This is a genomic window from Mycobacterium sp. UM_CSW (genome assembly GCF_000455205.1).
GTDB lineage: Bacteria > Actinomycetota > Actinomycetes > Mycobacteriales > Mycobacteriaceae > Mycobacterium.
Genome location: NZ_AUWQ01000002.1, coordinates 152,213 through 166,280 on the forward strand (window position 1 = coordinate 152,213; position 14,068 = coordinate 166,280).

The 14,068-nt window shown below is 67.8% G+C and carries 15 protein-coding genes; 5 read left to right on the forward strand and 10 right to left on the reverse strand.

All coding sequences use genetic code 11. From position 1 onward, the window contains the following. Positions 1-5: 5 nt before the first annotated feature. The 5 genes from N415_RS01800 to N415_RS01820 all read right to left on the reverse strand — a co-directional run bounded on the left by N415_RS01800 (position 6) and on the right by N415_RS01820 (position 4,329). The gene (locus N415_RS01800; RefSeq protein ID WP_068176551.1) at positions 6-1,097 is read right to left on the reverse strand and encodes a TOBE-like domain-containing protein; all 1,092 of its coding nucleotides are present in this window, start codon (positions 1,095-1,097) and stop codon (positions 6-8) included. Between the two features lie 21 nt (positions 1,098-1,118). Continuing rightward, the gene (cysW, locus tag N415_RS01805; RefSeq protein WP_068176553.1) at positions 1,119-1,934 is read right to left on the reverse strand and encodes a sulfate ABC transporter permease subunit CysW; all 816 of its coding nucleotides are present in this window, start codon (positions 1,932-1,934) and stop codon (positions 1,119-1,121) included. After that, positions 1,934-2,779: a sulfate ABC transporter permease subunit CysT gene (gene cysT / locus N415_RS01810; RefSeq protein ID WP_068176556.1), complete on the reverse strand. Its 846-nt coding sequence runs from the start codon at positions 2,777-2,779 to the stop codon at positions 1,934-1,936. Before cysT ends, cysW begins: the two co-directional genes overlap by 1 nt. Continuing rightward, positions 2,776-3,822 carry a sulfate ABC transporter substrate-binding protein gene (locus N415_RS01815; RefSeq protein WP_068176559.1) on the reverse strand — a complete coding sequence of 349 codons (1,047 nt, stop codon included), beginning with the start codon at positions 3,820-3,822 and terminating at the stop codon, positions 2,776-2,778. The genes cysT and N415_RS01815 overlap by 4 nt, the downstream gene beginning before the upstream one ends. Positions 3,823-4,134: 312 nt before the next feature. Then, positions 4,135-4,329, reverse strand: a complete 195-nt coding sequence (locus tag N415_RS01820) for a hypothetical protein (protein ID WP_068110359.1) — start codon at positions 4,327-4,329, stop codon at positions 4,135-4,137. Between the two features lie 93 nt (positions 4,330-4,422). Between N415_RS01820 and N415_RS01825 the strand changes: the two genes are divergently transcribed. Continuing rightward, positions 4,423-6,474, forward strand: a complete 2,052-nt coding sequence (locus tag N415_RS01825) for a glycoside hydrolase family 15 protein (RefSeq protein WP_068176562.1) — start codon at positions 4,423-4,425, stop codon at positions 6,472-6,474. A 22-nt stretch (positions 6,475-6,496) separates the two neighbouring features. On the opposite strand, the gene N415_RS01830 is transcribed toward N415_RS01825, so the two are convergent. The 3 genes from N415_RS01830 to lepA all read right to left on the reverse strand — a co-directional run bounded on the left by N415_RS01830 (position 6,497) and on the right by lepA (position 10,123). After that, entirely contained in the window at positions 6,497-7,234 is a 738-nt protein-coding gene (locus N415_RS01830) for a sensor domain-containing protein (protein ID WP_193376379.1), read from the reverse strand. 187 nt (positions 7,235-7,421) lie between these two features. Continuing rightward, positions 7,422-8,189, reverse strand: a complete 768-nt coding sequence (locus tag N415_RS01835) for a sensor domain-containing protein (RefSeq protein WP_068176567.1) — start codon at positions 8,187-8,189, stop codon at positions 7,422-7,424. Between the two features lie 2 nt (positions 8,190-8,191). After that, the gene (gene lepA / locus N415_RS01840) at positions 8,192-10,123 is read right to left on the reverse strand and encodes a translation elongation factor 4 (RefSeq protein WP_081665022.1); all 1,932 of its coding nucleotides are present in this window, start codon (positions 10,121-10,123) and stop codon (positions 8,192-8,194) included. A gap of 33 nt (positions 10,124-10,156) precedes the next feature. Here lepA and N415_RS01845 point away from each other — a divergent pair, with 33 nt between their 5' ends. Continuing rightward, a complete protein-coding gene (locus N415_RS01845; protein ID WP_068176574.1) occupies positions 10,157-10,735 on the forward strand; it encodes a type II toxin-antitoxin system PemK/MazF family toxin in 579 nt (192 codons plus the stop codon). Between the two features lie 26 nt (positions 10,736-10,761). Here N415_RS01845 and N415_RS01850 read toward each other — a convergent pair whose 3' ends face one another. Next, positions 10,762-11,190 (reverse strand): CBS domain-containing protein, encoded by a 429-nt coding sequence (locus N415_RS01850; protein WP_068128117.1) that lies wholly within the window; start codon positions 11,188-11,190, stop codon positions 10,762-10,764. Between the two features lie 173 nt (positions 11,191-11,363). On the opposite strand from N415_RS01850, the gene N415_RS01855 reads away from it, so the two are divergent. Further along, positions 11,364-12,206, forward strand: a complete 843-nt coding sequence (locus N415_RS01855; RefSeq protein WP_068176632.1) for a ribonuclease Z — start codon at positions 11,364-11,366, stop codon at positions 12,204-12,206. Here N415_RS01855 and N415_RS01860 read toward each other — a convergent pair. Continuing rightward, positions 12,190-12,915, reverse strand: coding sequence for a hypothetical protein (locus N415_RS01860; protein WP_193376380.1), 726 nt, complete (start codon positions 12,913-12,915; stop codon positions 12,190-12,192). The two genes, N415_RS01855 and N415_RS01860, sit on opposite strands and share 17 nt — an antisense overlap. A gap of 88 nt (positions 12,916-13,003) precedes the next feature. Between N415_RS01860 and N415_RS01865 the strand changes: the two genes are divergently transcribed. Both N415_RS01865 and N415_RS01870 read left to right on the forward strand, forming a co-directional pair. Beyond that, positions 13,004-13,498, forward strand: a complete 495-nt coding sequence (locus tag N415_RS01865) for a MarR family winged helix-turn-helix transcriptional regulator (protein ID WP_068176576.1) — start codon at positions 13,004-13,006, stop codon at positions 13,496-13,498. A 58-nt stretch (positions 13,499-13,556) separates the two neighbouring features. Beyond that, a partial coding sequence (locus N415_RS01870) for a PE family protein (RefSeq protein ID WP_152531205.1) occupies positions 13,557-14,068 on the forward strand: 512 nt, incomplete at its 3' end.

Consider the following 14,068-nt stretch of genomic DNA (forward strand, 5'->3'; position numbering starts at 1 on the left):
GCGGCTCAGGCCGACGTCAGCGTGCTCTGATCCTCGTCCGCGTCTCCGACTGCGCCACGGGTGATCACGACGTCGCTCGGCAGGGGCGGCACGCGGGTGGCGCGCACGTAGACGGTGTCGCCGTCGCGCAGCGCGAGGGCCTCGGCGTCACCGCGGGTGATCTGCGCGGTGAACGGGCCCCCGGTGGCCGCGCTGGTCAGTTCCACGCGCACCTCGAAGCCCAGCGCCACCACCCGATCGACGGTGGCCCGCACCACTCCGATCGACTCCGCGGTGGCGTCGGCGGTGGCCACCGCCATGTCGGGCTTGCGGCCCACCCGAATGTCGTGCGGGCGCACCAACGCGCCGTTGAGCTCGGACACCGCACCCAGAAACGACATCACAAACGAACTCGCCGGCGAGTCATAGACCTCGGTGGGTGACCCGACCTGCTCGATGCGGCCCTTGTTGAGCACCGCGATCCGATCGGCCACGTCCAGCGCCTCCTGCTGATCGTGGGTTACCAACACAGTGGTCACATGGACCTCGTCGTGCAGGCGGCGCAACCACGCCCGCAAATCCTCGCGCACCTTGGCATCCAGCGCCCCGAACGGCTCATCGAGCAACAACACCTGCGGATCGACCGCCAGCGCCCGGGCCAACGCCATGCGCTGGCGCTGACCGCCGGAGAGCTGGTTGGGATAACGGGTCTGAAAACCGCTGAGCCCCACCACCTCCAGCAGGTTGTCCACCTTCTCTTTGATCTCGGCCTTGGGCCGCTTGCGGATCTTGAGCCCATAGGCCACGTTGTCGCGCACCGTCAGGTGCTTGAACGCCGCGTAATGCTGAAACACGAACCCGATCCCGCGCCGCTGCGGCGGCACCCGCGTGACATCCAGGCCATCGATCGTCACCGTGCCACTGTCGGGCTGATCCAGCCCCGCGATGGCGCGCAACAGCGTCGACTTGCCCGACCCACTGGGCCCCAACAACGCCGTCAACGAACCCTTCGGCACCACGAAGTCCACATGATCCAACGCCACGAAATCGCCGTAACGCTTGTACGCGTCGCGCACCGTGATCGCGTGCTCGCGGGCCTCGGTCGGATTGTCGGTCATCTGCGAGTCTCCTTGTCCGACTTACTTGGTCGCTCGTGCCCGGCGGACGTCGAGGACCAGCTGGAAGATCAGGACCAGCACGGCCACACCCATCAGCAGCGTCGAGAGCGCGTAGGCGCCGTACTCGGCCCCGCGGTTGTACCGGTCCGCGACAAGCAATGTCAGCGTTTGCGACTTGCCCGGCAGGTTGGACGACACGATGATCACCGCGCCGAACTCGCCGAGCGTGCGCGCGACGGTCAGCACGATGCCGTAGGTCAAGCCCCACCGGATGGACGGCAACGTGATCCGCCAAAACGTCTGCCACCAACTCGAACCCAGGGTGGCGGCCGCCTCCTCCTGATCGGTTCCCAACTCGTGCAGCACCGGCTCCACTTCGCGCACCACGAACGGCAGCGTGACGAAGATGCTGGCCAGCACGATCCCCGGCAGGCCGAAAATGATCTTCAGGCCTAGGTTGTTTTCGACGAACCCGAAGGCACCGCCCGCCCCCCACAGCAGGATCAACGCCACGCCCACGATGACGGGCGAAACCGCGAACGGCAGGTCGATGACCGCCTGCAGCACGCCCTTGCCCCGAAACCGGTTGCGCGCCAGCACCAGCGCGGTCGGAATCCCGAAAACGACGTTGAGCGGCACCACGATGGCCACCACCAGCAGCGTCAAATTCAGCGCCGATACCGCGGCCGGTGTGCTCACCCAGTCGAAGAACTGGCCGATCCCGGGGCGGAAGGTCCGCCACAGGATCAGCGACACCGGAACGACGAGCAACACGAAGATGTACGTCAGCCCGAGGAATCGGATGAGGTAGCGAGACCTCGTCGACGACGCCGTCATTACGCCAACTCCTCGCGTTTGGCCGCGCGCCCGCCCACGATGCGCAGGATGAACAGCACGGTAAACGAAATTGCAAGCAGCACGATGGATATCGCGGCGGCTCCGGTGCGGTCGTCGTTCTCGATCAGCGTCCGTATCCACTGGGAGGACACTTCGGTCTTGCCCGGCACCGCGCCGCCGATCAGCACCACCGAACCGAACTCGCCTATCGCTCGCGAGAACGCCAGGCCCGCACCGGATAACAGGGCCGGGGTCAGCGACGGCAACACGACCGAGGTGAAGATCTTCGGACCGTTCGCGCCCAGCGAGGCCGCCGCCTCCTCGGTCTCCCGGTCGATCTCCAGCAACACGGGCTGAACGGCCCGCACCACGAACGGCAGGGTGACGAAGGCCAGCGCCACCGCCACGCCCCAAGCGGTGTGCTGCAGGTGCAGCCCCACCGGGCTGTTGTTCCCGTACAAGGCCAGCATCACCAGGCTGGCGACGATGGTCGGCAGCGCGAACGGCAGGTCGATGATGGCGTCGACCAGTCGTTTGCCGAAGAAGTCGTCGCGCACCAGCATCCAGGCGATCACCAGCCCGAACACCAGGTTGACCGCCGTCACCCCGGCGGAGATGGTGAGCGTCACCCGGAACGACTCCAGCGCGGCATTCGACGTGACGGCGAGCCAGAAGGCATGCCAGCCACCACCGGCGGCCTGCCACGCGATGGCCCCCAGCGGCAGCAGCACGATCACCGACAGCCACAGCGTCGCGACGCCGACCCGTAACGATGTGGTGCCCGCTCCGCGCGGGCGCCGGAAGACTCGTGTCGCGTCGGGGACGGGCGTGATGGTGGCCGTCATCCCGTCGCCTTCGTGTAGATCTTGGTGATGCTGCCCGTGTTCTTGTCGAACAGTTGCGGGTCCACCGTGGCCCAGCCGCCGAGTTGGGCGATCGTCCACAGCTTCGCCGGCACGGGGAACTGGCTGCGGAAATCCGCGGCCACGGCGGGATCGACCGGCCGGAAGCCGGCCTGCGCCCAGACCTTCTGCGCCGCGGCGGTGTACTGAAAGTTCTTGAAAGCCACGGCGGCATCCAGGTGGGGGCTGGTGGTCACCACCGCCAATGGGTTCTCGATCTTGAATGTCTGCGGCGGATTGACGTGCTCGACCGGCTTGCCCGCCCGTTCGGTCGCGATCGCCTCGTTCTCGTAGCTGATCAAGACGTCACCGCTGCCCTGGACGAAGACGTCGGTGGCTTCCCGTCCCGAACCGGGGCGCAGCTTGACGTGTTCGCTCACCAATTTATGGATGAAGTCGATGCCGGCCTGACCGTTGGCGCCGCCTTCACTCTTGACGGCATACGGGGCAAGCAGATTCCACTTGGCCGATCCCGAACTCAACGGGCTGGGCGTGATGACCTCAATGCCGTTCCGCAGCAGGTCATCCCAGTCCTTGATGTTCTTCGGATTTCCCTTGCGCACCACCAGCGTGACGACCGACCCGAACGGGATTCCCTTGGTGGCGTCGGTATTCCAGTCCTTGGATACCTTGCCCGCCTTGACCAACCGGGTGACGTCGGGTTCGACCGAGAAGTTGACGAGATCGGCCGGCTTACCCTCGGCTACGCCGCGGGACTGGTCGCCGGAGGCGCCGTAGGAGGTGATCACCTGGATGCCCTTGCCCTCGTCGGAGGCGTTGAAGGCGGGGATCACCTTGCTCCAGCCGGGTTCCGGGGCCGAATAGGCGACAAGGGTGAGACTCGTGCGCGCATTGCTGGGGCCGCTCCCGCCCACCACGTCGCTGGGGCCGCCCTGACAAGCGGCGACGACACCGACGGTCAGGGCGAGTATGGCCGTACCCAGAGCAGCCCGCCAGCGCCGGGCGCTGCCGATGTCGGTGAGCATTGGTGGCCTTTCATTGCTGTTTCGGGCGGGACAACTGGTCTGGATCCCGTTGCAGCGGAAAGGCGATGAGACTTCAGGAGAGTCGACGACCCCTAACCAAACCGCGCACGGGTTGGAGTCAGCGACAACAGTGCACAAAGACAGCGCATTCCACCGCGCCGGTTGCCATGTGCATGTCGCGAAGCCTAACAGGAATTCGCTGGGCCGCCACCGCGCACCCGATCGAGCGTCAGTGCGTCGCTAGCCATGTGACGATCACCAGCACCACGAGGGCGACCAGAATCAACGTCACGTGCGAGCGAGGCATGTGCGTTACCCGGGCGCCCCATCGGCGTGCCGAACGCGGCGCATCAACTTGATGCCCTTTCCGAGCAGGCGGTCCAGCAGGCCAGCCGTGACGTAGGCCACCGCCAAAACGACGGGCATCACGATCATCGCTTGCAGCACGAACGCGAGCCCCGAGAGCCACAGCTCGTTGCCGTCCCACCAATTCAGGAACCCGCCCACCCGGCTCACCCTATTCGCCCCCGGCACCCGCACCCAACCGACACCTAATGGAAACATTGGACGCCGGGCAGGTTGACAGTCGATGATGTCGGCATGGTTCTGCACGCCCAACCCGCCGACCAGCCGGCCGACGGCGCCCCCGCGGAGGCACCCCTGGAGGCGTTCGACGCGTCTCCCGAGCCGGCGCTGGCGGCGCCGATCGATTTCAGCGCGCCCGCCCCGCTCGCGCCCACCGCGTCGCTGCGGAACCCATTTCCGCCGATCGCCGACTACGCGTTCCTGTCCGACTGGGAAACGACGTGCCTGATCTCGCCCGCCGGGTCGGTCGAATGGCTGTGCGTGCCCCGACCCGACTCCCCGAGCGTGTTCGGCGCCATCCTGGACCGTAGCGCCGGCCACTTCCGGCTCGGCCCGTACGGCGTCTCGGTGCCCTCGGCGCGCCGCTACCTTCCGGGCAGCCTGATCATGGAGACCACCTGGCAGACCCACACCGGGTGGCTGATCGTGCGTGACGCGCTGGTGATGGGCCCGTGGCATGACATCGAGCGCCGCTCGCGGACGCATCGCCGCACCCCGATGGACTGGGATGCCGAGCACATCCTGCTGCGCACGGTGCGCTGCGTCAGCGGCACCGTCGAGCTGATGATGAGCTGCGAGCCGGCGTTCGACTACCACCGCGTCGGCGTCACCTGGGAGTACTCGGCCAACGCCTACGGCGAGGCCATCGCGCGCGCCAGCAAGCAGCCCGACGCGCACCCGACGCTGCGGCTGACCACCAACCTGCGCATCGGGCTGGAGGGCCGGGAAGCGCGGGCGCGCACCCGGATGAAAGAGGGCGATGACGTGTTCGTCGCCCTGAGCTGGACCAAGCACCCGGCGCCGCAGACCTACGAAGAGGCCGCCGACAAGATGTGGCAGACCACCGAGTGCTGGCGGCAGTGGATCAACATCGGCAACTTCCCCGACCACCCCTGGCGCGCCTACCTGCAGCGCAGCGCGCTGACGCTGAAGGGTCTGACGTATTCGCCCACGGGCGCGCTGCTGGCGGCCAGCACCACGTCGCTCCCCGAGACGCCGCACGGCGAGCGCAACTGGGATTACCGCTACGCCTGGGTCCGCGACTCGACGTTCGCGCTGTGGGGCCTCTACACCCTGGGACTCGACCGCGAGGCCGACGACTTCTTCGCGTTCATCGCCGACGTCTCCGGCGCCAACAGCAACGAGCGGCACCCGCTGCAGGTGATGTACGGCGTCGGCGGCGAGCGCAGCCTGGTCGAAGAGGAGCTGCACCACCTCTCCGGTTACGACCACGCCCGTCCGGTGCGGATCGGCAACGGCGCCTACGACCAGGTTCAGCACGACATCTGGGGCTCGATCCTGGACTCGTTCTACCTGCACGCCAAGTCGCGGGAGCAAATCCCGGAGACCCTGTGGCCGGTGCTCAAAAAGCAGGTGGAAGAGGCGATCAAGCATTGGCGCGAGCCCGACCGCGGCATCTGGGAGGTGCGCGGGGAGCCGCAGCATTTCACGTCGTCGAAGGTGATGTGCTGGGTGGCGCTCGACCGCGGGTCCAAGCTTGCCGAGCGGCAGGGCGAGAAGAGCTATGCCCAGCAGTGGCGGGCGATCGCCGAGGAGATCAAGAACGACATCCTCGAGCACGGGGTCGACTCGCGCGGCGTGTTCACCCAGCGCTACGGCAGCGACGCGCTGGACGCCTCGCTGCTGCTGGTCGTGCTGACCCGGTTCCTGCCGCCGGACGACCCGCGGGTGCGCAACACCGTGCTGGCCATCGCCAACGAGCTGACCGAGGAGGGCCTGGTGCTGCGCTACCGGGTCGAGGAGACCGACGACGGGCTGTCCGGCGAGGAGGGCACGTTCACGATCTGCTCGTTCTGGTTGGTCTCGGCGCTGGTCGAGATCGGCGAGGTGAGCCGCGCCAAGCGGCTCTGCGAGCGGCTGCTCGCCTACGCCAGTCCGCTGCACCTCTACGCCGAGGAGATCGAGCCGCGCACCGGTCGGCACCTGGGCAACTTCCCGCAGGCGTTCACCCACCTGGCCCTGATCAACGCCGTCGTGCACGTCATCCGGGCCGAGGAGGAGGCCGACGGATCGGGCACGTTCCAGCCGGCCAACGCGCCGGTGTAGATCCGCGTCAGCGCCCGCCCCGTCAGCTCAGCGCGCCGACCTTGTCCAAGATGGCGTGCGCGATGTCGACGGCACTGGCCTGAGGATCGGCGCCGGGGTCCGGCGGCTGCGTATCAGCGAAGAAGGCAACCTCGACCTCGACCAGGCAGTTGCCGCGGACGCCGAGGGCCCGCCCGGACTGCAGGGACGCCGAATCCAAGCTGCGCGATGCGAACCCCATCGAAATGGTCGCCGAGACAACCGGATTCGTGGCCTCGACGTTGGTGACCGCAGCCTTGAGCTTGAACACCGTGCCCGACAACGGCATCGTCGTGCCATCGCATTGTTGCCACTGCTGGGAGAATTTTTCGAACAGCGCCTGAGCCTCGGCGGGGCTGGGCAGGCTGACCACGCCCTCCTTGACGCTGGTCACCTCCACGGACTTCGGGGCGTGCCGCCAGGTCTGAACCGCGACGTGACGCACCTTGCTGGATTGATAGACGACTCGCTGCAGCATCGACGCCACGCCCAGGCAGTCGCCGGGCGAGAGCCATCCGTCGTCCAATAACGCGTCGGGACCACCGAACCGCGGCCGAAAACGAGGGTCAATCTTGAAGGACTGGTTGAGGATTCCCGCCAAGGCCCGATGGCCCAGCAGCACCTGCTTGATGGTTTGCCCGTGCAGCGATCGCGGCGCCATGCCCGGCGCCGGTCGCGCCGTGCCGTCGACAACCGTGGCGCAGCCGGCGGTCGACATCGCGAGCAGCAGCGCGGCCGCCACGCACCAGCGTCGTCCCCTGCGCGCCGGACATCGGCGCCGGTATTTACCCTCAGTACGCTCTTGATTCATCATTCGGCCCTCTTTCGTTCACCGAGAGTTTACTTTGGGGGCGAAGAGGGCCGCCGTAAGACACACCGAGGGCGCAGGGAGAGCCCAGGAACGTCTCAGGTTGCGACGAGGCGCAGTGTCAGCTCAGGGCGCTGACCTTGTCCATCATGGCGCGCGCGACGTCGATGCCGCTGGTGTCCAGGTTGCCCGAGCCCGGGTCGGACGGGCGCCGGTCGCCGAAGAAGACGACCTCCACCTCGACGAGGCAGTTCAACTGGACCCCGATGGCCCGTGCCTGTGGCGTGGGCCGCAGGGGCGGCATGTTGGGCAGCACCGACGTCGCGGTATTCGTCGCCGCGACAATGGTTTTGGAGGCGTCCGGTACGCGGACGTCACCGATGACGATTGTCGTGCTGATCGGGCCGTTCTGCTCCGTCGTCGTGGTGCCGTTGCACTGCTGCCACTGCTGCGAGAACTGCACGAACAGCGCCTGGGCCTGCGCGGCCGACGGCAGGGCGACGACGCCCTCGATGACGCTGATCACCTGCGCCGGATCGCCGTTGTTCCACCACGCTTGCGCCGCAACGTCTTTGACGTCCGCGGACTGGTAGACGCTTTTCTGCAGCATCGCCGTCACGCCCAGGCAATTGGCCGGCGAGACGCTTTCGTCCTTTTGGCTCAGCACGTCAGGTCCGCCGAACTCGGCCGGCTTGCGGGTGGCGAAGGGCTGGTTGAGCATCCGCGACAAAACGTCGCCGTCGAGCAGCACCCGGCGGACGGTGTCGCCGGTGAGCGGGCGTGGCTTCAGGTTGGGTGCCGGTTTCGCCGTGCCATCCACCACGCCGCCGCATCCGGCCGCCACCGCGGCGACCAACATCAACGCCGTCGCCGGCCCGAGGATTCGCACGGCTACTTCTTACCCTTATCCCCGGCGGCGTCGGTGGACAGCGCGGCGACGAACGCCTCCTGCGGCACCTCGACCCGGCCGATCGTCTTCATCCGCTTCTTGCCTTCCTTCTGCTTTTCCAGAAGTTTGCGTTTGCGGGTGATGTCGCCGCCATAGCATTTGGACAGCACGTCCTTGCGGATCGCCCGAATGTTCTCGCGGGCAATGATTTTCGATCCGATGGCCGCCTGCACCGGCACCTCGAACTGCTGGCGCGGAATCAGCTCCTTGAGCTTGGTGGTCATCTTGTTGCCGTAGGCGTACGCCGAATCCTTGTGCACGATCGCGCTGAACGCGTCGACGGCCTCGCCCTGCAGCAGGATGTCGACCTTGACCAGTTCGGCCTCCTGCTCGCCCGCCTCCTCGTAGTCGAGGCTGGCATAGCCGCGGGTGCGCGACTTCAGGGAGTCGAAGAAGTCGAAGATGATCTCGCCGAGCGGCATGGTGTAGCGCAATTCCACCCGCTCGGGCGACAGGTAATCCATGCTGCCCAGCTCGCCCCGCCGCGACTGGCACAGCTCCATGATGGTGCCGATGAACTCGCTGGGGGCGATGATGGTGGTCTTCACGACGGGTTCGTAGACGATCCGGATCTTGCCCTCCGGCCAGTCCGACGGGTTGGTCACCACGATCTCGCTGTCATCCTCCTTGACGACCCGGTAGACGACGTTCGGCGACGTCGAGATCAGGTCCAGGTCGAACTCGCGCTCCAGGCGCTCGCGGGTGATCTCCATGTGCAGCAGACCGAGGAAGCCGCACCGGAAACCGAAGCCCAGCGCCACCGACGTCTCCGGCTCGTAGGTCAGGGCGGCGTCGTTGAGCTGCAGGCGGTCCAGGGCGTCGCGCAGATCCGGGTAGTCCGAGCCGTCGACGGGATATAGCCCCGAATAGACCATCGGTTTGGGTTCGCGATAGCCCGTCAGCGCCTCGGTGGCGCCGTGGCGGGCGGTCGTCACGGTGTCGCCGACCTTGGACTGCCGGACGTCCTTCACCCCCGTGATCAGGTAGCCGACCTCCCCCACCCCCAGGCCGTCGCTGGGCTTGGGTTCGGGCGAGACGATGCCGACCTCGAGTAGTTCGTGGGTGGCGCCGGTGGACATCATCGCGATGCGTTCGCGCGGGGTGATCTTGCCGTCCACCACGCGCACGTAGGTGACCACGCCGCGGTAGATGTCGTAGACGGAGTCGAAGATCATCGCGCGGGTCGGCGCGTCGGCGTCACCCTCGGGCGGCGGGACCTCACGCACGACGTGATCGAGCAGATCGGCGACGCCCTCCCCGGTCTTGCCGGACACCCGCAACACGTCCTCGGGCTCGCAGCCGATGATGTGGGCGATCTCGCCGGCGTAGCGGTCGGGGTCGGCGGCCGGCAGGTCGATCTTGTTGAGCACCGGGATGATGTGCAGGTCACGGTCCAGCGCCAGGTACAGGTTGGCCAGCGTCTGCGCCTCGATGCCCTGGGCGGCGTCCACCAGCAATACCGCGCCCTCGCAGGCCTCCAGCGCGCGCGACACCTCGTAGGTGAAGTCGACGTGGCCCGGGGTGTCGATCAGGTGCAGGACATAGTCGGTGTCATCGATTTTCCAAGGCAGCCGCACATTCTGCGCCTTGATGGTGATCCCGCGCTCCCGCTCGATGTCCATCCGGTCGAGGTACTGGGCGCGCATCGACCGCTCGTCGACGACGCCGGTGAGCTGAAGCATCCGGTCCGCCAGCGTCGACTTGCCGTGGTCGATGTGAGCGATGATGCAGAAATTCCTGATCTGCGCCGGCGGGGTGAAGGTTTTGTCGGCGAAACTGCTGATGGGAATCTCCTGGTCTGGGCCTGCTCGAGGCCGCCTGAGCGGTATGTCCAGGGTATCTGTGCGCGGTCGCCGGGACCTACTTGGACACATTCGCACCCGGCCGCCCGTGGTTATGCTGCGAATATGGCGTCTCCCCGCAAATCCCAATGGAAGACGTTGCAGCGCTTCGCCCGAAATGTGGTGATCTACGCGCAGACCGCCCAGGTCGTCGCGCGCGAACTCGAGCGCGCCGTGAAGATCACCGCCAACGTCATCGCCGCGGCCGCGCCGCAGTCACCGGCCGAGATCGCGACGGGGCGGCCGGTGACCAGCACCAGCTTTCCCACCGCCCAACGGGCGCGAAAGCTGGTCTACGCCCCGAACCTCGACGGCCGGGCCGATCCCGGCGAGATCGTGTGGACGTGGGTGGCCTACGAGGACGACCCCACCCGGGGGAAGGATCGACCGGTCCTGGTCGTGGGCCGTGACCGCCGCGTCCTGCTGGGGCTGATGGTCTCCAGCCAGCAGCGCCACGCCGGCGATCGCGACTGGGTGGGGATCGGGGCCGGCGCCTGGGATTACGAGGGCCGGGAGAGCTGGGTTCGCCTCGACCGGGTGCTCGACGTGCCCGAGGAGGGCATTCGCCGCGAGGGCGCGATCCTGGAACGCGAAATCTTCGACGTCATCGCCGCCCGGCTACGGGCGGACTACGCCTGGAGCTAGTGCCCGCAGATCGCCGAGCCGGGCAATCAGCCCTGGGTGATGTAGGACTGCAGCTGCTCGTGCTCGGCCTCGAGCTCCTCCATCCGGGTCTTCACCACGTCACCGATGCTGACGATGCCGATCAGCTTCTTGCCGTCCAGCACCGGCACGTGGCGCACCCGGTTCTTGGTCATCAGCACGCTCAGCGAGTCCACCGTGTCCGACTTCGTGCACGTCGCGACCGTGGAGGTCATGATCTTCGAGACCGGCCGCGACAGCACGCTCGCGCCGTGGGTGTGCAGTTGGCGCACGACGTCACGCTCCGAGACGATGCCGACGACGCCCTCGTCGCCGACCACCACCATGGCGCCGATGTTTTGCTCGGCGAGACCGGCGAGCAGCTCCTTGACGGTCGCATCGGGGTTGATCGTCACCACCGCCGCGCCCTTGTTCCGCAAGACGTCCGCAATCCGCATCAAGGCCTCCAGCCGGTTGTGATCCGCTTCACATCAGGCTACGGCTAACTCGCTCGGCGGGGAAGCCAACACGAAAAGCGGCAACCGCGGGCTCCCATACCCTCGGATTCGCCGCCCAAACTCGCATCGGTCAAATGCCCCTGCGGCCCTGTGCCGCTTGCGAGGATATGGCCATGATCGAGATCACCCTGCTGGGCACCGGAAGCCCCATCCCCGACCCCAATCGCGCCGGTCCGTCGACCCTGGTGCGGGCCGGCGGACAGGTGTTTTTGGTCGACTGCGGGCGTGGGGTGCTGCAGCGCGCGGCGGCGGTCGGCGTAGGCGCCGCCGGTTTGTCGGCGCTGCTGCTCACCCACCTGCACAGCGACCACATCGGCGATCTCGGCGACCTGCTGATCACCCGATGGATCTCCACCTTTGCGCCCGAGCCCACGCCGCTGCCGATCATCGGGCCGCCCGGCACCGCGGAGACCGTGGCGGCGACGCTCAAGGCGTTCGGCCACGACATCGGCTACCGGATCGCCCATCACGCCGACCTGAACGCGCCACCGGCGGTCGAGGTTCACGAGTGCACCGAAGGCCCGGTGTGGGACCGCGACGGGGTGTCGATCCGGGTCGCGCCGACCGACCACCGACCGGTGACACCGACCATCGGGTTCCGCATCGAATCCGGCGCGTCCTCGGTGGTGCTGGCGGGCGACACGGTCCCATGCGCGGGCCTGGACGAATTGGCAAGCGGCGCTGACGCATTGGTGCACACAGTGATCCGCAAGGACATCGTCGCCAACATCCCGCAGCAGCGGCTTCAGGACATCTGCGATTACCACTCGTCGGTGGAGGAGGCGGCGACGACCGCCGACCGCGCGGGCGTGGGCACCCTGGTGATGACGCACTACGTGCCGACGCTGGTGCCCGGGCAAGAGGAACAGTGGCGCGCGCTGGCCGCCACCAAATTCGGCGGGCGCATCGAACTCGGCGACGACCTGCATCGAGTCGAGGTCAACCCGCGCTCCTAGCCGGGGTCCGGCGAACCTCGTTGCGGCGCAGCGGAAGTAGGGCGCCCTCCACCACCAGCCAGGCCAGCGCCGAGACCCGCGCGATCGGCAGGATCACCCCGAGTTCGGGCCACACCAGGACCAACGTCGCCGCTTCGGCCAGCGCGGCGATCGCCAGGCCGGTCCACGCCACCGGGCGCGGCGTCAATCCCAAGACGAGGCTGGGCACCGCCATGCCCGCCACCAGCAGCCCCAGTGCCACGATGTGGCCCGGGCCGCCGACCAGGAACACCAGGAAGTAGACGGCGCGGACCAGCGCGGCGTCGGCGCTGACGTCCGGCCGTGACAGGGTCCAGCCGAGCAACCCGGTCAGGCCCAGGGCACCCGCGGCCAGCGTCCCGCCGGCGAGGGCGATCGTCGCGCCGGGGGCGGTGACGCCGAGTTGCCGCAACCGGGCACTGGCCGTCGCCGCGTAGATCGCCAACGGCACCGACGACGCGAACACCGCGGTGGCGATCACTTGCACCGCGAGCGGCTGGCCGCGGACGTACGCGATGACCGGGGCCGCCGGGCCGTAGGGCAACGGCATCACGCCGCCCAGCGCGACCCCGATCGCGAGGCCGCCCAACAGCAATCCGACACTCACGACGGCAAGCAACACCAGCGGCGGTCCGCCCTGCCGCCGGGGGCCGGCGAGCGGCCGATTTCCATCTTCTCGTGAATCGTTCATGCGATGAACGATATGCCCGGGTTCAGCTACTCCACAAGCCCGTGAATGATTCACAGGACGAATCATTCGCGAACGCTATGATGGCCCGGTGGCATCCGTTCCCGACGACCGTCCCGACGGCGTGGCCTTCCTGTTGGCTCAGCTCGGCCATCACGCCGCGACGCTGTTCGCCGAACAGGTGGCCACCCTCGAGTTGACGCCCCCGCACGCGGGAATCCTGCGGGCCATCGCGGCGGAACCCGGACGCAGTCAGCAGGCCCTCAGCGCCCAGTTGGGCATGCTGCCGAGCCGGGTCGTCGTCTACGTCGACGAACTGGAGGAGCGCGGCTACGTCGAGCGGCGCCGCAACCCGGACGATCGCCGGTTGCATGCCCTGTACCTCACCGCCGCGGGAAAAAGGTTGATGCGCAAGCTCTCCGAGCTCGCACGCCAGCACGAGCTCCGGTTCGCCGGCACGCTTGACGCGGAGCAATACGGCACCCTGCGGGAGCTGCTCGCGGCGGTGGCACGGCAGCAGGGGCTGGCGCCGCATGTCCATCCCGGCTACAAATCGATCGGTCGGCTGGCAAACTCGGCCGGGTGAGTTCGGATAGCGATAGGATCCGCTTCGGCAGTACATCCACGAAGGCGCGAGGTGCCGGATGTCGTTTGTAGTCGCAGGGCCACAAGCAATGCTGGCGGGCGCGGGCTATATGGCCGGCGTCGGTTCGGCGATCAGGCAAGCCAACGCGCTCGCGGCGGCCCAGACGACTGCCGTGGAGGCCGCCGCCGCGGACGAGATATCCGTGGCCGTCGCCGCCCTGTTCGGATCGCACGGGCAGGGCTACCAGAGCGTGAGCGCCCAGATGACGGCGCTTCACGACCAGTTCGTACAAAACCTGACCGCGGCCGGCGGCGCCTACGCCAGCGCCGAGGCCGCGAATGTTCAGCAAACCCTGCTCGGCCTGATCAATGCGCCCACCGAGGCGCTGCTGGGACGCCCGCTGATCGGCAACGGCGCCGACGGCGGAACCGTCGGTGGGATCGGGCAACCCGGCGGGGCCGGCGGCCTGTTGTTCGGCAACGGCGGCCGCGGCGGCGACAGCACCGCCCCGTTGGCGACCGGCGGCAACGGCGGGCCGGCCGGGCTGATCGGCAACGGGGGCGCCGGCGG